A 16,946-nucleotide genomic window follows, 5' to 3' on the forward strand; every position below is an offset into this window, starting at 1 on the left:
AAACAGAACCCGATTCACTGGCGGCTCGTCCTGAAGGGGAAAGGAACAAGGCAAGGGACGGACATCCATGGGAGAGCGAGCCGGTGGTTCGACGACGGAGGAAGCAGCAGCGCCGCGGAAGGCAAGCTGGAGACGGCCGGGGCGCGGCACCGCGAAGGGCCCGTTGTCGTGGACGCGGGGGCGGGTCCGGACGTCGTGGACGCGGGGGCGGGTGCTCGCCGCGGCGGCGGTACTGACAGCAATCCTGCCCGCGTTCCACGGGGTCGTTCCGAACTCCCCCGGACACCTGGGCAGCCTGCTGGAGTCGTTCCTGCCCTGGTCAGGGCTGGCGATCATGGTGCTGCTCGGCCTGTCGCTGCTGCGCCGCTCGTCGCTCGCGCTCGTGGCCCTTCTCCTGCCGGTGACTGCCTGGACCTACCTCTTCGGCGGACTGCTGCTGCCTGAGACGAAGTCCGGTGCGCACGACCTGGTCGTGGTGCAGCACAACGCCGGCGACGAGAACACCGACCCGGCGGGCACGGCTCGCTCCCTGGCCGACGCCGGGCCCGACCTCATCGCCCTGGAGGAACTGGTGCCCGCGGCGCTGCCGGTCTACGAAAGGGCCCTCGCCCCGCGCTACCCCTACCGCGCGGTGGAGGGCACCGTAGGACTCTGGTCGAAACACCCGCTCACCGACGTCGACAAGGTGGACATCAGACCCGGTGAGATCACGGAACCCTGGAGCCGCGGGCTACGGGCCGTCGTCCACGCCCAGCACCGTGAGATCGCGGTCTACGTCGCGCACCTGCCCTCGGTTCGCATCCGCTCGACCGGGCTCGCCTCGTCCTGGCGGGACGAGAGCGCCGGCTTGCTGGGCAAGGCCATCGCCGCCGACGAACTGCGCACGGCCATACTCCTCGGCGACTTCAACAGCACGCTCGACGACCGCGGGCTGAATCCGCTGACCTCCCAGATGAACGTGCCGAGGCGCGGCTTCGCCTTCAGCTTCCCCGCCGCCTTCCCCGTGGCCCGGATCGATCACGTCATGGCCCGCTCGGCAACCGTCGGCCATCTCCGCACCCTGCCCGCCACCGGCAGCGATCACCTCCCCGTCATCGCCCGGATCACCCTGGACCAAGCACGCTGACGAGGACCGCCGACAGGAACACCCCGCGGGAAACGACGTGACAGGCGACGGTGGGCCAGCGACCATCGTGGCGTGCCGTCCGAAATGAATCACCTTGCTCTCCGCGTCGTCGCACCGGACCCGACTCAGCGCGGGGATGCGGTCGAGGTCCGGCCGATCATCGACGGTCAGGACATCCTGGCCACCGCCTTCGACCAGGGCCCAGCAGAAGACCCTGGACAGCTCCTCGCGCCCTCCCGCCCACTGATGCCGTCGCACGAGCCCAAGGAGGTTCGGCTGGCTGAAGCCGAGTGCACGGAGGGCTGTTGCGGCGCCGTCTATGTGACGATCACACGCGAGGAAGACGCCGTCGTCTGGAGCAACTGGCGGAACCCAGACGGCGCCGTGGATCTTCCTTCGTACCGGTTCGACATGCGGCCGTACGAGGCCGAGGTTGAGCGTGCCGTTGCCGACCATAGTTGGGAATGGCCCGCCCGTACCGTCGCCCGGCTTCTTGAAGAGAGCCTCCGGCGGCAGACTCAGTGGCTCGATCGATGGAGGTGTCGGCTCGCCTGGGTCAGCGCCCTGCCCTCGGAGCGCGACCGCGTCACCGTGGCCTTCTTCCATCCCGGCCCACCGGCCGGCAGTGACGAGCAGCCTTGGTTGCAGTTCCGCCAGGTCCTGTCCGTCACCGACGACGCTCCGATCGGCCAGGCCGACCGCATGCTGCGCGATCTGCTCGAGGCCGACCCCCGGGCGACCGGCGAAGTCTGCGGTGGTTCGCGCGAGTTCGCCGGCCGGTTGGGATATCCGTGGCCTGAGCGCTTCGGGCCCTGACAGGTTGGATCATCGGGTCTTGTGGCGTCAGTCCGGCCGTGGCATGCCTCGTTGGTGTCGCGGGCGAGCACCACGACTCCCCGCGCCCGGCCGTCGGCGACCGCCTCGCGGCCCAGCAGCGCACTCGGCCCGACCAGCCTGGAACGGGTGGACACCCCGCTGACGCGTTGGCCCCTGTCGGGGGACGGCGTCAGATGTCCAGGACGCTCCTGATGGTGCGGATGACGCCGTCGTCGGTGTGCGCGGGAGCCAGGTGGCGGGCGCGGGCGATGACGGCGGGGTGGGCGTTGGCCATCGCGTACGACCATTCGGCGGCGTCGAGCATGCCGAGATCGTTCAGATAGTCCCCGAACACCATCGTCTGGGCCGGAGAGACGTTCAGGTGCTCCTGAAGGCGGCGTACGGCGATTCCCTTGTCGGCGCTGTGATTCATGACGTCGATCCAGTGCTCGCTGGAGACGACCACCTGGTGGGTGTCGGCGAAGGAGGCCAGGGCGGGCGCCGTGGTGCGCTCGATCGGCCCGAAGTCGAAGACAGCCACCTTGACGATCTCGTCGTCCACCGCGGTGGCATCGTCGACCAGGCGGTGCGCGTTGTAGTAGCGGCCGACTTCGTCGAGGAAGGCCTGGTCACCGCGTTCGGTGTAGGCCGCGCGCTTGCCGCACACGACGACGCCCGCGTCCACGCCCTCGTCGGCAAGCTGCCGGACGGACTTGACCAGGCGGGCGGAGACAGCGGGGTCGAGCGGGTCCGAGGACACCTCCGTGCCGTCGCGGACGACGAACGCGCCGTTCTCCGCTATGTAGACCATGCCGTCGTCCGCGCCGGCGAACAGCTGCGCCAGCGTGGCGTACTGGCGCCCGCTGGCGGGACTGAAGACGACGCCCCGGCGGCGCAGGTCGGCGAGCAGCGGCCACAGCCCGTGCGGGACACGACCGTCGGCGTCGAGCAGGGTGCCGTCCATGTCGGTGACGACGAGCCGGATGTCGGGGCGGCCGGAGAGGGAAGCAGCGGCGGAGGCGGGGGCAAGGGCAGGTTGCGTGGTCATCGTGTTCCGGTGGGTCGGTGCGGAAAGGGGCTGAGGGCGGTCACCACTGGGTGGCGGGGTGGGCGGAGCGGACGATCAGGGAACCGAGCTCCTCGACGGCGCGGGCGCGCGCTCCGGTCAGCTCGGGCAGGGGCAACGCGGCCGCGCTGACCGGGACGGACCGTGGCGAGCGGGCGAGGTGTTCCTCGATCGCAGCGATCAGGAGGGGGTGGGAACCCCAGGTTCCGCCCACGACGACCGTCCGGGGGTCGGCGAAGGAGAGGGCCGCGGACAGGACACCGCCGATGGCGTGGGCCAGTGCGACGCGTACCCGTTCGGCGGGGGCGTCGGGGGCTTCCAGGATTTCCAGCAGTCTCGGCACGTCGATGGCGGTGGAGGAGGCCCGGCGCAGGTCGAGCGCGGCGAACACCTCGGTGAAGGCCATGGCCTGTCCGTCCGGCCCCGCCGTGTACAGGTGGGCGATCTCCCCGACGAGACCGCCATGTCCCCGGCGCACGACGCCGTCGCCGACCACGGCACAGCCGAGGCCTTCCCCGAGGTGGAGGTAGACGAAGTCGTCGACGCCCTGCACGCAGCCGTGCTCGTACTCGGCTCGGGCGGCCCAGTTGACGTCGTTGTCCACCAGGACCGGGCCGGTCACCGTGCCGGCCAGGACGGCGGGCGGATCGAGTGCGCCCACCAGGAACGGAGCGTCCGGCAGGTGCACCAGTCGCCCGGTCGCCCGGTCGACGGGGTCGGCGGCGCTCACGACCGCAAGACGCAGCGGGCCACCAGCCTCACTGTCGAGCCGTACGGCTGCCTCGCCGAGCGCCCGGGCGGCCGCTTCCTGTCCCGCCTCGGCGTGCAACGCGATGCGGACCTCTCCGTGGGTGCGCCCGAGGGCGTCCACGGCCTCGGCGACGACACCGTGCGGGGTGATGCTCGCCACCAGGGCGTTGCCGAGGTGCGGGGCCAGCGCGTAGTAGGAGCCGACCCGGCCGCGCCCGGTGGTGCGCTCGCCCGTGTCGACGAGGAGTCGTGCCTGCTCAAGGCGCTGGACGCTCTCGGAGACGGTCGGCTTGGAGAGGCCTGTCCTGGTGGCGATCTCCGCCCGGGTGAGCCGGTCGTGAGCCATCAGGGCGCGCAGCACGTTCTCGTCCGTCAGGGCACGCAGCAGTTCCAGGGACGGTTTCGGCGCGGTCATACGAGCATTCTAGTAAGGACTCTTGCCTAAACATGCACCCGGGCCTACGTTGCTCTAGTAAGGAGTCCTGACTAAAGGAGCTGAGATGACGTTCACCACCGTGCGGCGCCCCGTGCCCTCACTGCCGCACTGGAACCGGACCCCCGAGGACATCGCCGCGGCCATCCGTGAGTTCAAGCCCGCCCTGCGCGCTCGCATCGAAGCCCATGGACGCACGGTGGAGGAGGCGTTCGCCGCCGTCGAACAGCGCATCGAGGCGCGCGTCGCGGAGATAGAGGCCGACCGCGGGCTCGGCGAGGAGGTCTGGCCCGTCCTGGACTACGACGCCATCGCCGCCGGCACCGTCACGCCCGCACAGAAGGCCAAGCTCAAGACGCGCGGCTGCCTCGTCGTGCGAGGACTCTTCCCGCGTGAACAGGCACTGGCCTGGGACCAGGACATCGTCGGCTACGTCGAGCGCAACAAGTTCTTCGAGACGTACACGGGCCCGGGTGACGACTTCTTCGGCAGCGTCGGGTCCAAGCCCGAGATCTACCCCATCTACTGGTCGCAGGCGCAGATGCAGGCCCGCCAGTCCGACCGGATGGCCACGGTCCAGTCCTTCCTGAACTCGTTCTGGAAGCACACCGACGACGACGGCACCCAGTGGTTCGACCCCGACCGCGGCGCCCTCTACCCCGACCGCATCAGGCGCCGCCCGCCGGGCACGGACTCCTCCGGCCTGGGCACCCACTGCGATCCCGGCACCCTGGACCTGTGGATGACCCAGGAGTACCAGAGGGCGTTCCGCCATCTCTTCAGCGGCGATGTCGAGCGGTACGACCCCTGGGACGCCGCCCACCGCACCGACGGGCCCCAGTACTCCGGCTCCACCATGTGCTCCGCGTTCCGCACCTTCCAGGGCTGGACCGCCCTGTCCGACATGGACGCCGACCAGGGCGTGCTGCACACCGTCCCGATCCCGGAGGTGATGGCCTACCTCCTGCTGCGTCCGCTGCTGCCGGACGTCCCCGAGGACTCCATGTGCGGCGTACGACCCAACCAGGTCTTCCCCGTCACCGAGCGCTGGCACCCGGTCCTCCACCGGGCCCTGACACCGATCCCCGACGTCGGCGCCGGCGACTCCGTGTGGTGGCACTGCGACATGATCCACAGCGTCGCGCCCGTCGAGAACCAGCAGGGCTGGGGCAACGTCATGTACATACCCGCCGCGCCCTGGTGCCCCCGCAACGAGAAATACGCGGCCGACGTCAGGGAGGCGTTCACCACCGGCTCCAGCCCGAGCGACTTCCCCGACGAGCACTACGAGCGTGCCTGGAACGGCCGATTCACCCTCGGCCAGCTCAATGAAACCGGCCGTCGGGGCCTCGGCCTGAGCGAGGGTCCGGCTTCGAGGATCGTCGGTTAGCGCATCGCGGGGCACCACCCAGCCCGATGCCGTCGGCGATCGGCTTCGCAGTCGCAGCGAACAGCATGTGAAGCGTTCCCGTTCCGATCGCTCCGTCCGGGTCCGCCGGGGAATTGGTTCAGCGATGGTCGGGGGTCGTGGGAGGGCCGAAGAAAGCCCCTCCGGGCGTTGAACCTCCCCGCACCACGGCCCCGTTGTAGTCCTGCGAGAGCACCCCGCACCAGTGGGGCATCACGCGAACCCGAAGGGTCGCGCCGAGGGAAGGGACGTCCATGCCCGATACCGAACGGACTGCCATCGAGGCGGCGACACTGCCGCTGCCGAAGAACGGCGCCGGTACATCGACACGGGAGTCCGGCAATCCGCGACCGACGAGCTGACGCCTCTACTCGCAGAAGTACGCCCAACCACGTTCCCACATCTCTGAGAGCCATGAGGGACCGTCCGAGGCCGCATCGGCGCCCGACGGGGCCGACGAGATGACAGAGGAGAGGCGTACCGGATGAACGACGACACCACCGGCGGCGGCGAGGGAGCGGAAGCGGGACAGGGCCCACCCCCGTTCATCCTCTACCAGCAGGGTGACGACCTGACGACCGCTCAACGCGGCCTCGTCATCTGGGTGCACAACCTCCTGCTGCCGGTCTACGCCGGAGAGGAGTCGTCCCGCGCCCCGTGGTGCCCGCGCTGGTGGGAGCACCCCGACGCGGTGGCCCACCTCTACGGCCTGTGGATGGCATGGCAGGAAATGACCTCCGTCAAGGCCGGCATGAACGGGCCCGCCATGTGGCACCGCGACTTCCTGGGACCGGCGATGACGTTTCTGCGCGATCCCTCGGGACCGTTCTCGGGCTGCAAGCCCGGCAGCCACCGGCCGAAGGACCCGCCACGGGTCGACGTGTACGACGGCTGATCCAGGTCCTGATCCCCACCACATACCTTCCGAGCACAGAAGAGAAGAGAAACCGGCATGGCACGCATCCTTGTTGTCTCCAACGAGAGTGGCATGGGGCTCGGCGGAGTGCCCGTGTTCAACAAGCTCATCACCGAGGGGCTCGCGGAGAACCAGGCCCACAAAGTTGACCTGCTCTATGTGACGGACAAGCCGCAGGTCCACGGAGCCGCGACCGTTCGCACGGTTCCCCCGGTGGAGGGCGAGGACAAGATGGACACGATCCTCAAAGCGGCGCAGCGGGATCCGACGGAATTCGGCCTCCCGGCCAAGGGGGAAGGCCAGTATGACATCGTCATCGGGCACAGCCGGTTCTCCGGACCTGCGGCGTCCGCCATGCAGTCCGCCTGGTATCCGGACGCCGTGCACATGAACTTTCTCCACACCTCGCCCGAGAAGCTGGAGCAGGCCAAGATCACCGATCCGAACGACCCGGCCATGGTTCAGATGCGGACGGACGCGGGCCAGGCCAAGGTGAAGATCGAGAAGGACATTCTCAGGAAGGCCCGCGTCGGTGTCGGTGTCGGCGGAGCACTGACCGAGGACGTCCAGCGGATTCAGGCGATGAACGCGGAGGCCAAGAGCTGGCACGATCTCGTGCCCGGTGGCGAAACGGTCAAGACCTTCAGTCCGCCCTCGCCGAAGGAACAGTTCAACGTTCTGCTGATGGGGCGCATGGATGACCCCATGAAGGGCGGCGGCGACGCCCTGGCAGCGGTGAAGCACCTCAACGACAACGGCAAGAAGGTGCATCTCACCATCCGCGGCGCGAATCCGGAGAAGCTCCAGGAGACGCAAGCTCGCGCGGACAGCCAGGCCGGCGGACCGGGAAGGGTCACCGTCAAGCCCTTCACCAAGGACAAGCAGGACCTGGTCAACGACATGCACGCCAACCATGTGGTGATCATGCCGTCCAAGACCGAGGGCTTCGGCCTGGTGGCCACCGAGGCCGCCGCGCACTGCATTCCGATCCTGGTGAACCGGGACAGTGGCGCGGCCAAGTTCCTCCAGGATCCCGCGCGCGGTGCGGCCCACCTGGGCAAGGACAGTGTGGTCATGACGCCCGAGGATGCCTCGCAGCGCCACATCGCCTGGGCGGACGCCATCGGGAACGTCGCGGACAACTGGTCGGAGCGCAAGATCGGCGCCCGCGAACTGCACAACGTGCTGAAGGACTACACCTGGGAGAACGCCGGGACGGCACTGGTCCAAGCGGGAATGGAGGCCAAGGACGGCAACGTGCGGGGCACGAAGCAACTGCAGGGCGGTCAGCTGCAGTTCGTAGCCGGTGCCGCGAGCCTCACCTCTCCGAACGCCACCACGGGGCAGTCGGGGAACCATCAGCCAGCGGCGGCCCCCGTGCAGGGATCCCCCAAACCCACTGCCAAACCGGCGGTGCTCTGAACGGACCGGCCCGACGGGCGTGTGGGCCGGTCCGGGTACGCGCCGGTCAGCTCCGCCAGCCACGGATGCCCAGGGTGGATCCGCTCCAGCCACCCGCTCAGACGGGCCCGCCGCACGCGGCCCAGTAGTGACAGGATGCCGTCGAAGTCCGCCTGGTCCTTGGGGCGCGACGCCTTCGCCTTGAAGAGCAGTACCAACTCCGGTACCAGGTAGGGAATACCGTCCACCGTCCGCTCGATGACCCTGTCGTACAGCAGCCGCAGGCTCTCGTCCCGTCGGCAGATCCACGTCCCACCGTCGTGCGGCTCGCGGAAGACGTCGAACAGGAACTGACCGTTCACCGGGTCCCGGACCCACGTCTGGTGCGTGGCGGCCAGAGCCTCGGCTCCCGCCCCGGCCCAGATCCGTCCCGAACCCACAGCGTCACACGCGTACCCGGGGAAGCGGTCCCGGATCTCCTGGAACCCTGCCGCGGGCGCCGCGATCTCCAGGTCCCCGTGCGGTCGTGACTGCTCGCCGCGGAAGAGGTCCAGCGCCCATCCCGCCGCGACGCACCAGGGGGCGGAGACGGCATCCAGTCGCTCCGCGACCTGTTCGGGCCGCCAGGCACCGTCCACCGGGCAACCAGTTCGTCCTCTTCGAGTACTACGCCGCCACGCGGCAAGGAGTCGTTCATCCCCACAAGCTACGGGGGCCGCCCACTGCGATCGTTCCCGCTGGAACCGGACATGAGTGCGGGAGGCGGCCCCGTGAAGGAGCCGCCTCCCGGCGTTCGGCACGATCAGCAGGGGAAGGTGCCGCTGTAGAGGGCGTGTCCGTAGGAGGAGGTTCCGGAGCCGAAGCCGTAGATGCCGTCGTCGCTCCAGACCGCCTCGCGGAAGCCGCTGACGCAGGTCGACGTCGGGGCGAGCGCGAAGCCCTCCAGGTTGTCGGCCGGCATGACGGCCGGGTTCGTGTAGGTCACGTCCGGCACGATCGCGCCGGAGGCGTTGACCTTCATGAAGGTGTGGGTCTCACCGCAGGTGTTGTCGCAGGTCGCGACGAGGCGCTGGGTGCCGGCGTCGTACGTCACGTCCATCACGGAGGCCTTGCCCGTGGCGATCGTGCCGAACGTGGTGAACGTACCGTCGGAGTTCAGGCCGTAGACGTGCAGCGAGCCGTCCCACTCCAGGCCGGCGAAGAACAGACCCGAACCGTGCAGCGGGTAGTTCGCCGGGTTGTAGGCGGCGCCGGTGAGCGGGTTGACCCAGCCGTTCGCGGTCAGCCAACTGTCGGGCACGTAGCCGACGCCCTCGAAACCGAGGTTGGCGTCGTCCTTGCTACCGGTGTTGAGCTGCGGGAACTGCGAGGTCATGTCCCACTGGTGGACCGGCGTCAGCGTCGATCCGGTCGCGGCCGGGTCGAACTCCAGGATCGTGTCCTTGGGAACCGTGTTGTTGGTGTTGTCGCGCTCGGACGTCACGTAGAGGTGGCCGTTGCTGCCGACGGTCAGGCCCTCGGAGTCCGGCTCGCCGGAGCCGCTCGCGAAGCGGATCTGCTTGCCGGTCGCACTCCAGGTCGCGTCCGGGATCCACTTGCCGTTGCTCTTGACCAGCTTGTACAGCCAGTTCTTGTTCTTGGCGGCCCACAGCACGGACGGGTTCGCCGGGTCGAACGCCAGGCCGCTCACATCCCGGCCTTCCGGGCCGGTGGACGTGGTGAACGCGCAGACGTTGTCCACGATCGTGACGTCCAGCCCGCCCGGCCATGCCGCGGTGCCCGTCGGGGTGGAACCCGTACCGGAAGGCGCCTCGGGCGCGCACCCACTGGTGAGCGAGCCGCCCCCGCCCAGGAGTTGGCCGGTCGGCAAACCGCCTCCGCCACCCGAGCCGCCCGAGCAGGAGTTCGCGCTGCCGAGCGTCGCGGTCGCGGCGGTCTGGAACCAGCCGGTGCCATTGGCGCAGCGCTCGTCCGACGGCTTGGCGGCGTTGGTGGTCCAGGTCACCGAGTCGATGGTGTTGCCACTGCTGTCGACGAGGAAGACCGAGTCGTTGTCGCCCAGGCCGATGGTGGAGTTGAACGTGACGTAGCCACCGGCGGGGATGCTGCTCGCGCTCGGCGAGGAGGACGAGATCGTCACCGCGGAGTGGGAGGTGTCGGCGTCGACGTACTTCCACGAGCCGACGCTGACCGCGCTCGTTCCGCCGTTGTACAGCTCCACGGTGTCGGAGCCGTCCGAGGTGACCTCATTGATCCGTACCCGGCTCGCCGCCGGGATCGACGAGGGGCAGCCCGAGGCGTTCGCGGTGCCGAAGGTGGCCGCCGAGGTCGCGGTCACCCAGGCTCCGGTGCCGTCGCCGCCGCAACGCGCCATCGCCGGCTTCGCCTTGCCGGTCGCCCACTCGACGCGGTCGACCACCGTGCCGCCGGACGTGTAGATCACCAGCTTGTCCGAATCGCCCAGCCCCTTGGGCGAGTTGAAGGTGACGAAGCCACCGGCCGGGATGGAGGCGGCGGACGGGCTGAACGACTGCTGCGAGAAGCTGTCGTCGGACATCTTCCAGCCGCTGATGCTCACCGCGGTCGAGCCGGAGTTGTACAGCTCCACCGTGTCGTTGTTCGATGAGGTGACTTCGTTGATCCGAACGTTCTGATAGCCGACCGGGTCGGCGGCGGCCGCCGGCTGAGCGGCCAGCAATCCGGTGACGAGAAGTCCGGAGAGCGTCAGGGACACGGCGCACACAGAGGCGACGCCGGCACGCGAAGGTGAGGTAGGCACGAGGGGGAACTCTGGCTAGACGATCTTGAAACGGCGTGTACTCCGGCTGAACGGCAACTTCTGGCCACCGGAACGTCAGACGTTCGGCGCCGCTGGTCGACCTGGCATCGTGCTCTCTGATCTCGCCGCGTCCCAACAACCCCGTTCGTCCCGCGGATTGGAAGACGTAAGGCGGGTCGGTTCGGTTCGCACCCGGCGGCCGCGGACAGGTCATGAGCTTCGCGGAGGCTCCCACCCGCCGTCGAGTTCGCACCGACGGCCAAGTGTCCGAAGGCCTGGTCGGTCAGGGCCCGGATCAGGCGTCGAGAGCCGCCCTTCGGCCGCGCGGCGCGAAGCCGGCGTTCGAGGGCCACGCTCTCGCCCAGGGCCGGAATGATCTGCTCCCTCAAGGCCTGCGAACCGCTGTCGAACGTGACCGATCGCCGGATGGTGCGACGGCTGCCCTGCGGCATCGGCGATGCCTCTACCGGTCAAGGTTCCCTACGTTGTTCTGCGGGACCGGGCGAGCCCTTCGTATGGTTGGCCCACCCAGGGGCGTCGGGTGTGGCTTTCAAGGTTCTGCCGTCTGTGGCTTCCATCGATTGGCCGCCCGATGCCCCACGACGACTCGGCTGCCAATTAGGAATTGCGAATGATCGCTCCGTAGGGAATCGACAGCGAGGTCGTCCGTCGGGAGGCACCAGCACACCCCACCGCACGGAGGCACCATGGCCAGGATCTGGGCCGGCATCGACGCAGGCAAGACCCATCACCACTGCGTCGCGATCGACGAGAGCGGCCGTCGGCTGCTGTCCCGGCGCGTCGCCAACGACGAACCCGAACTTCTCCAACTCCTCGCCGACGTCCTGGCCCTGGGCGAGACGGTGACCTGGGGGCATCGATCTGGCCGACGGCGGAGCCGCCCTCGCCATCACGCTCCTCCTCAATCACGGCCAGCCGGTCTTTACCTCTCCGGCCGGGCCATCCACCGGGCCTCCGAGGGCTACCGCGGCGAAGGCAAGACTGACGCCAAAGACGCCGCCGTCATCGCCGATCAGACTCGTATCCGCCGCGACCTTCACCCCTTACGGGCTGGCGACGAGACGGTCACCGACCTCAAGATTCTCACCGGCCGTCGCATGGACCTGGTCGCCGACCGCACCCGCACCGTCAACCGGCTCCGTGCTCAACTCACCGGCATCTTCCCCGGTCTGGAGCGTGCGCTCGACGTCACCAACGTCGGCGCCCTCGTCTTGCTGTCCGGCTACCAAACGCCGGCCGCCCTCCGCCGGATCGGCCGCAAGAGGCTGGAGACGTGGCTGCGCAACCGCAAGGTCCTCCGCGCCGACCAGCTGGCCGAGGTCGCCTTTGAAGCGGCCGAGCGCCAGCACACCAGCCTGCCGGGCGAGGGACTGACCGCCCGGATGGTGCATACGCTGGCGGCGGAGGTGATGGGCCTCAACCAGCGAGTCGCCGAGATCGACAAGCTCATCGAGGCCCGGTTTCGCGAGCACCACCACTTCGAAGTAATCACCAGCATGCCCGGCCTGGGCATCATCCTCGGTGCCGAGTTCCTGGCCGCCACCGGCGGCGACATGAGCGTCTTCGGCACTCCCGACCGCCTCGCCGGCTTCGGAGGCGTCGCCCCAGCACCACGAGATTCCGGGAAGATCAGCGGCAATCTACGGCGCCCCCAGCGATACAACCGCAGACTCCAACGCGTCTTCTACACCTCCGCCTTGTTCAGCATCCGAACGTGCGAGGAATCCCGGCGGTTCTACGATCGCAAACGTGCCGAGGGTAGGCGTCATACCCAGGTCGTCCTGGCTCTCGCTCGCCGCCGCGTCAACGTCCTCTGGGCCCTTCTGCGCGACGGACGGCGCTACGAGCCGGCTCCGCCGGCAAGGGCTGCCGCATAGGCAGGGACGCGACACGCTGCGCGCGGCCAGTTGGCCTGACCCGACCCCGTCAGACCAGGCAAAACTCGTTACCTTCCGGGTCTGCCATCACCACGTGATCCGGCCTGCCCTGCAACTCGTCCTCGCGGACCACGGTCGCGCCCGCAGCGGTCAACCGCTCCACCGCCTCGACCACGCGCGGCCAGCGCACCTCCCACGGGGTTTCACGGCCGCCACCAACTTGCACGTCGATATGCAGCCGGTTCTTCGCCACCTTTGGCTCCGGCACCTTCAGGAAGGACAAGGTGGGGCCCACGCCGTCCGGATCTGAGAGGTACGCCCCGTCATCCCACTCGTCCTCCGGAACCTCATGATGCGAGAACCACTCCTCCCAGCTCCCGAACCCTGCGGGCGCGGGCTTCTCCTCGTAGCCCAACGCCAGCGCCCAGAACGCGGCCAGTTTCGCCGGGTACGCGCAGTCGATCGTCAAGCTCCACTTGGTCGCCATGAGCCCTCCCCAGTCGGATGAACGGACTGTACCGCGCACCTCCGACACATCCTGCCCGCTACCTCAAGCGTGCGCCGCGGCTTGACGAACGGCATTAGGAATCGGTGCTCGCGCTGACCGGCCGTCACTCGGCAGCCGCGTTCTCCTTCCGCCACCGCCACCTCCAGAGCTCGTCGGCCCGGTGGTCGTGCTCGAAGCCGTCACCGAGAGGCCCCACCCGCTCGATGGCCTCGGCGGTGCGCGGGTCGTCGCGCAGGGCGAGGCCGTAGGCGGCTTCCAGACGCACGAGTTGGTCGTCCTCGTCGAGCAGTCCTGCCAGGGCGTCGGCGACTGCGGGCGTACGGTCCCGGGAGCCGGCCAGTGCCGCCACGGCCGCACCCCGTGGGCCGGCATCCGGGTCCTCGGTCAGCAGGAGCAGCGCTCGGGTGATCTCCGGGAGGAGGGCGTCGTCTCGCATGCTCGCCGTACACGCTCTGAGCCGCACCTCGGCGTCCGGGTCGCGCATGAGGGTGAGCAGGGCGGCCCTGGCCGGCGGGGTGCGGGGAACGTCGTCCGTGGAGAGGGCGTACGGCACTTCGCGGCGTACGCGCGGGTCGGGATGGTCGCAGTAGCGCAGACCGATGGCTTCCTGGCCCGGATGGTCGCGGCCGGTGAAGGCGTGGAGCACCTTCGCGAGTATCTCGCCGTCCGTTTCCTCGGCCGCCCAGGCGCCCAGGAGTTCGCCCTCCTTATTCTCGTAGTAGGGGCTGGTATCGAGGAACCCCCGCATCCGCAGGTAATCCACCACGAACCGGCGATGCGCCGGGTCACGGTCGTGGCGATGGGCCACCACGGCCGACCAGGTCTCAAGGCTGCGGCGCTCGGTGAGGATCCAGCAGACCGTCGACCAGTTCACATGGTCCTCGTCATACCGGCCGACGGCACGGGCGATCAGTTCGTCGACGGGGGTCAGGATGCGGAAGGCCCACTCCAGCGACGTCAGGATGGCCCCATGGCCGGCTCGTACGGTCAGGCCGCCGAGTGAGACCAGATCGACCCAGTCGTACTCGCCGTCCTGAACGCGAACCGTCGCGGCCGGACCCTGCGCGCCCGTCCTGCGCCGCAGTTCCTCGACCGCGCCCCTCTCGTACCAGTCCCGGGCCAAGGCGAGCAGCCGTTCACGGGCGGCTTCCGAAAGCCGCAACCGGGGCTCCTTGCCCAGCACCGCCGAGAAGAGCGCCGGAGAGCCACCGTCGACGGCGCGCCACAGCGGAGTGGTCCCGTCCGGCAACACCCGGTCGGCATCCGCACCGCCCTCCACCAACGCCTCGGCCACCGGCGCGTCGCAAGCCGCCACGGCCCCGCACAGCACCGGCAACCCGCCCGCGTCCACCGCGTCCGGGTCCGCGCCCCTGTCCAGCAGATCCCGCACCGCCTCAGCGTCCCCCGCCCGAACCGCCGACCTCAGCCGACTGTCGAACTCCGTCCCGTCCACGCTTCTGTCCCCCATTCCGCATCAGACCGCCGGCCCGCCGGCCCGCCGGCCCGCCGAGGAGAGCCCGCAAACTCGCCGGCCAAGCACAACCGAGCTACGCCGCCGCGTTTCGTCGACGTCCACCGCACTCGCAGCCCAGCCCCTCCACCAGCACTCCACCAGCCGCGAGAGCCCCGCTTGCGCGAAGGGCAACGCCCCTGAAAACCCCACCGGACGCCATTCCGATGCCAACTGACAGCCTCGCACGTCAAAGACCTGCCACCTGCCACCTCGAAGGCAACGGGACAGCCCAAGTCACCTGCTGGGAGGGCTGCTGCACCGGATCGGCGCGGTGGACCTACGCGGGTACGCGCGTCCCGACAGTCAGGCCTGGTCGGCCGGCGTGTTGAGCCGCGGCGCGATCCGGTCCACACGCGACTCGACGTCGCTCCGGAAGCCGTACGCACCGGTGAGCGGCACCTGACTCCCATCGCAGAGCTGCGCGACGGGATGGCCTCGAACCTGGAGGGGAATCCCACCGACGGTCATGCCGGTGACCGGACTTCACCTGGTTCACCGCCCGCGGGCACGAACGGCACGACCCCGTCTGTCACCCCCACGACCGGCACGAGCGCCACCGCGGAGCGCGCCGAAGACACCCCGGCCCGGGAGGCGATCGCCAGAACGGCGGAGATCCCGGTCGGCGGCGGCCGGACCTTCGCGCAAGAGAGGGTCGTCGTCACCCAGTTGGAACCAGGCTCGTTCCGGGCGTTCTGCACGCACGCGGGCTGCCCGGTCAGCACGATCCGAAACGGTGAGATCGGATGTTCCTGCCACGGCGGCACTTTCGGATTCGCGGACGGCTCGGTGCTCGACGGTCCGGCCACAACAGGCCTGCCCAGCCGCGTGATATAGATCCGCGACGACAACGTCAAGCTCCTAGCGGACAGTTGAGGGCCGCCCTGTCGCCGCCGTGAGGCGGGCGGCACACGGCGACGCCATCAGGAACGTGAACGCACCGGCCGTGGGCGTCAGTCGGCGGTGAGCGAAGATCGGCCGGATTCGTAGCTGACAGCGGGATTCTCGATCGCGTTACGTGTCATGTCTCCGTCGATTCATACATGGCCGTCACCGTCCAGACGGAGAGTCACCCCCACGATGGAGGAACCTTGACCGGTTCGATGAACCGCCGTAGACACGCGCTCCGCCCACTCGCACTGCGTGCCGGACTGCTCGGCGTGCTGAGTCTGTCGCTGGCGTTCGGCGCCGGCGGAGTCGGAGGCTCCACCGCCTCGGCCGCCGACACGGACTCGCTGCAGTTGTCCGGCAGCACCACGTCCGGAATCCACAACACGTACGACCCCGGCTCGTTCGCCTACCTCGCGCAGGGTCTCGACACGGGTACCTCGATGATCGAGCTGGACGTCTGGGACGACTTCTTCACGCAGGAGTGGAAGGTCAGTCACAGCAGCCTGACCAGCAACAGCAACAACTGCGTCAACGCCTCCTCGGCCGCCGACCTCTACACCGGCGGCGCCAACAAGGACCTGGAGACCTGCCTGGACGACGTCCGGGTGTGGCTCGGCGCGCATCCCGGCCACGGACCGCTGATCATCAAGCTGGAGATGAAGGCCGGCTTGCAGGCCAACCTCGGGATGAGCCCCGCCAAGCTGGACAAGTCGATCACCGCGCACCTGGGCAGCCTGGTCTACAAGCCGAACGACCTGCTGAACAAGCCCGGCGGTGGCCAGTACGCCACCCTGGACGAGGCCGCCAAGGCCGGGAACTGGCCGACCCGGGCGCAGTTGGCGGGCAAGGTGCTGCTGGAGATCATCCCCGGCACTGTCGAGGAGAACAACCCGACCGACACCCTGTGGACGGACAAGGAGTACGCGACGTACCTGCGCAACCTGCACACCGCGGGGACCACCGCGCAGGCGAACATCTTCCCCTCGGTGCACAACGCCGCCTCGGGCGACCCGCGCACCCGCTACTCCGACACGACGCTGCGACCCTGGTTCGTGTCGTTCGACGGTGACGCGGCCGGTTACATCAACAACGGCATCGACACGAGTTGGTACGACACCAACCACTACCTGCTGTTCATGACGGACTCGCAGAATGTGTCGCCGGCTCTCGACGACGTCAGCCCGTCGGCGTCCGACGCGTCGGCCCGGGTCGCCCTGCTGGCCAAGGCGCACGCCACGGTCGCGTCGAACGACTGGCGAGGCCTGCCGGACGTGCAGTCACTGGTCCTGCCCCGCGGCTGAGCCAGGGCTGTTTCGCGGTACTGCCACTGAATCGCTCCTCCGTTCAACCCACCGGGGGGGCCCGCCGGCCCGCGACCCCCCCCCCCGGCCCCCCCCGCCGGCACACACCACAACCCCCGGCCCCCGCCGGACACTAGGGCCCC

Annotated in this window: 14 protein-coding genes and 2 pseudogenes; 8 read left to right on the forward strand and 8 right to left on the reverse strand. The window is 69.1% G+C overall.

Annotated elements, in window-relative coordinates:
- The first annotated feature begins 211 nt into the window (after window positions 1-211).
- Complete coding sequence (locus ACFXGX_RS07120) at window positions 212-1,126, forward strand: endonuclease/exonuclease/phosphatase family protein (protein ID WP_384785837.1); 915 nt, start codon at window positions 212-214, stop codon at window positions 1,124-1,126.
- A 72-nt stretch (window positions 1,127-1,198) separates the two neighbouring features.
- Window positions 1,199-1,942 carry a hypothetical protein gene (locus ACFXGX_RS07125; protein ID WP_384786172.1) on the forward strand — a complete coding sequence of 248 codons (744 nt, stop codon included), beginning with the start codon at window positions 1,199-1,201 and terminating at the stop codon, window positions 1,940-1,942.
- Window positions 1,943-1,986: 44 nt separating this feature from the next.
- Here the strand turns inward: ACFXGX_RS07125 and ACFXGX_RS07130 are convergent.
- The 3 genes and pseudogenes from ACFXGX_RS07130 to ACFXGX_RS07140 form a co-directional block, all read right to left on the reverse strand.
- Window positions 1,987-2,106 (reverse strand): annotated as a pseudogene (locus ACFXGX_RS07130) (ornithine acetyltransferase); the annotation flags it as partial.
- Between the two features lie 26 nt (window positions 2,107-2,132).
- On the reverse strand, window positions 2,133-2,990 hold the full coding sequence (locus ACFXGX_RS07135; RefSeq protein WP_384785840.1) for a Cof-type HAD-IIB family hydrolase: 858 nt from the start codon (window positions 2,988-2,990) through the stop codon (window positions 2,133-2,135).
- A 40-nt stretch (window positions 2,991-3,030) separates the two neighbouring features.
- The gene (locus ACFXGX_RS07140) at window positions 3,031-4,173 is read right to left on the reverse strand and encodes an ROK family protein (RefSeq protein ID WP_384785843.1); all 1,143 of its coding nucleotides are present in this window, start codon (window positions 4,171-4,173) and stop codon (window positions 3,031-3,033) included.
- An 85-nt stretch (window positions 4,174-4,258) separates the two neighbouring features.
- On the opposite strand from ACFXGX_RS07140, the gene ACFXGX_RS07145 reads away from it, so the two are divergent.
- The 3 genes from ACFXGX_RS07145 (at window position 4,259) to ACFXGX_RS07155 (ending at window position 7,937) form a co-directional block, all read left to right on the forward strand.
- Window positions 4,259-5,581: a DUF1479 domain-containing protein gene (locus ACFXGX_RS07145; protein WP_384785846.1), complete on the forward strand. Its 1,323-nt coding sequence runs from the start codon at window positions 4,259-4,261 to the stop codon at window positions 5,579-5,581.
- Window positions 5,582-6,083: 502 nt separating this feature from the next.
- Window positions 6,084-6,494 (forward strand): DUF4913 domain-containing protein, encoded by a 411-nt coding sequence (locus ACFXGX_RS07150; protein WP_384785849.1) that lies wholly within the window; start codon window positions 6,084-6,086, stop codon window positions 6,492-6,494.
- Window positions 6,495-6,551: 57 nt separating this feature from the next.
- Window positions 6,552-7,937 carry a glycosyltransferase family 4 protein gene (locus ACFXGX_RS07155; protein WP_384785853.1) on the forward strand — a complete coding sequence of 462 codons (1,386 nt, stop codon included), beginning with the start codon at window positions 6,552-6,554 and terminating at the stop codon, window positions 7,935-7,937.
- Between the two features lie 47 nt (window positions 7,938-7,984).
- Here ACFXGX_RS07155 and ACFXGX_RS07160 read toward each other — a convergent pair.
- Window positions 7,985-8,613, reverse strand: a pseudogene (locus ACFXGX_RS07160) (nucleotidyltransferase domain-containing protein); the annotation flags it as partial.
- A gap of 105 nt (window positions 8,614-8,718) precedes the next feature.
- Window positions 8,719-10,695, reverse strand: a complete 1,977-nt coding sequence (locus tag ACFXGX_RS07165) for a lamin tail domain-containing protein (protein WP_384785856.1) — start codon at window positions 10,693-10,695, stop codon at window positions 8,719-8,721.
- 707 nt (window positions 10,696-11,402) lie between these two features.
- On the opposite strand from ACFXGX_RS07165, the gene ACFXGX_RS07170 reads away from it, so the two are divergent.
- The gene (locus ACFXGX_RS07170; RefSeq protein ID WP_384785859.1) at window positions 11,403-12,593 is read left to right on the forward strand and encodes an IS110 family transposase; all 1,191 of its coding nucleotides are present in this window, start codon (window positions 11,403-11,405) and stop codon (window positions 12,591-12,593) included.
- Between the two features lie 49 nt (window positions 12,594-12,642).
- Here ACFXGX_RS07170 and ACFXGX_RS07175 read toward each other — a convergent pair whose 3' ends face one another.
- The 3 genes from ACFXGX_RS07175 to ACFXGX_RS07185 all read right to left on the reverse strand — a co-directional run bounded on the left by ACFXGX_RS07175 (window position 12,643) and on the right by ACFXGX_RS07185 (window position 15,082).
- On the reverse strand, window positions 12,643-13,080 hold the full coding sequence (locus tag ACFXGX_RS07175) for a VOC family protein (RefSeq protein ID WP_266309316.1): 438 nt from the start codon (window positions 13,078-13,080) through the stop codon (window positions 12,643-12,645).
- Between the two features lie 124 nt (window positions 13,081-13,204).
- Window positions 13,205-14,569, reverse strand: coding sequence for a hypothetical protein (locus tag ACFXGX_RS07180; protein WP_384785864.1), 1,365 nt, complete (start codon window positions 14,567-14,569; stop codon window positions 13,205-13,207).
- Window positions 14,570-14,917: 348 nt separating this feature from the next.
- Entirely contained in the window at window positions 14,918-15,082 is a 165-nt protein-coding gene (locus ACFXGX_RS07185; RefSeq protein WP_384786175.1) for a hypothetical protein, read from the reverse strand.
- On the opposite strand from ACFXGX_RS07185, the gene ACFXGX_RS07190 reads away from it, so the two are divergent.
- Both ACFXGX_RS07190 and ACFXGX_RS07195 read left to right on the forward strand, forming a co-directional pair.
- A complete protein-coding gene (locus tag ACFXGX_RS07190) occupies window positions 15,044-15,448 on the forward strand; it encodes a Rieske (2Fe-2S) protein (RefSeq protein WP_384785867.1) in 405 nt (134 codons plus the stop codon). The genes ACFXGX_RS07185 and ACFXGX_RS07190 overlap by 39 nt on opposite strands.
- Window positions 15,449-15,714: 266 nt before the next feature.
- Window positions 15,715-16,803, forward strand: coding sequence for a phosphatidylinositol-specific phospholipase C domain-containing protein (locus ACFXGX_RS07195; protein WP_384785870.1), 1,089 nt, complete (start codon window positions 15,715-15,717; stop codon window positions 16,801-16,803).
- Window positions 16,804-16,946 lie beyond the last annotated feature (143 nt).

The sequence above is a fragment of the Streptomyces sp. NPDC059371 genome (assembly GCF_042751995.1).
Lineage (GTDB): Bacteria > Actinomycetota > Actinomycetes > Streptomycetales > Streptomycetaceae > Streptomyces.

Excerpts from the sequence above, each read along its gene's own strand:
- ACFXGX_RS07135 (WP_384785840.1), bottom strand. The coding sequence starts at position 2,990 with ATGACCACGCAACCTGCCCTTGCCCCCGCCTCCGCCGCTGCTTCCCTC.
- ACFXGX_RS07140 (WP_384785843.1), bottom strand. The coding sequence starts at position 4,173 with ATGACCGCGCCGAAACCGTCCCTGGAACTGCTGCGTGCCCTGACGGAC.
- ACFXGX_RS07145 (WP_384785846.1), top strand. The coding sequence starts at position 4,259 with ATGACGTTCACCACCGTGCGGCGCCCCGTGCCCTCACTGCCGCACTGG.
- ACFXGX_RS07150 (WP_384785849.1), top strand. The coding sequence starts at position 6,084 with ATGAACGACGACACCACCGGCGGCGGCGAGGGAGCGGAAGCGGGACAG.
- ACFXGX_RS07155 (WP_384785853.1), top strand. The coding sequence starts at position 6,552 with ATGGCACGCATCCTTGTTGTCTCCAACGAGAGTGGCATGGGGCTCGGC.
- ACFXGX_RS07170 (WP_384785859.1), top strand. The coding sequence starts at position 11,403 with ATGGCCAGGATCTGGGCCGGCATCGACGCAGGCAAGACCCATCACCAC.
- ACFXGX_RS07175 (WP_266309316.1), bottom strand. The coding sequence starts at position 13,080 with ATGGCGACCAAGTGGAGCTTGACGATCGACTGCGCGTACCCGGCGAAA.
- ACFXGX_RS07180 (WP_384785864.1), bottom strand. The coding sequence starts at position 14,569 with ATGGGGGACAGAAGCGTGGACGGGACGGAGTTCGACAGTCGGCTGAGG.
- ACFXGX_RS07190 (WP_384785867.1), top strand. The coding sequence starts at position 15,044 with ATGGCCTCGAACCTGGAGGGGAATCCCACCGACGGTCATGCCGGTGAC.
- ACFXGX_RS07185 (WP_384786175.1), bottom strand. The coding sequence starts at position 15,082 with ATGACCGTCGGTGGGATTCCCCTCCAGGTTCGAGGCCATCCCGTCGCG.
- ACFXGX_RS07195 (WP_384785870.1), top strand. The coding sequence starts at position 15,715 with ATGAACCGCCGTAGACACGCGCTCCGCCCACTCGCACTGCGTGCCGGA.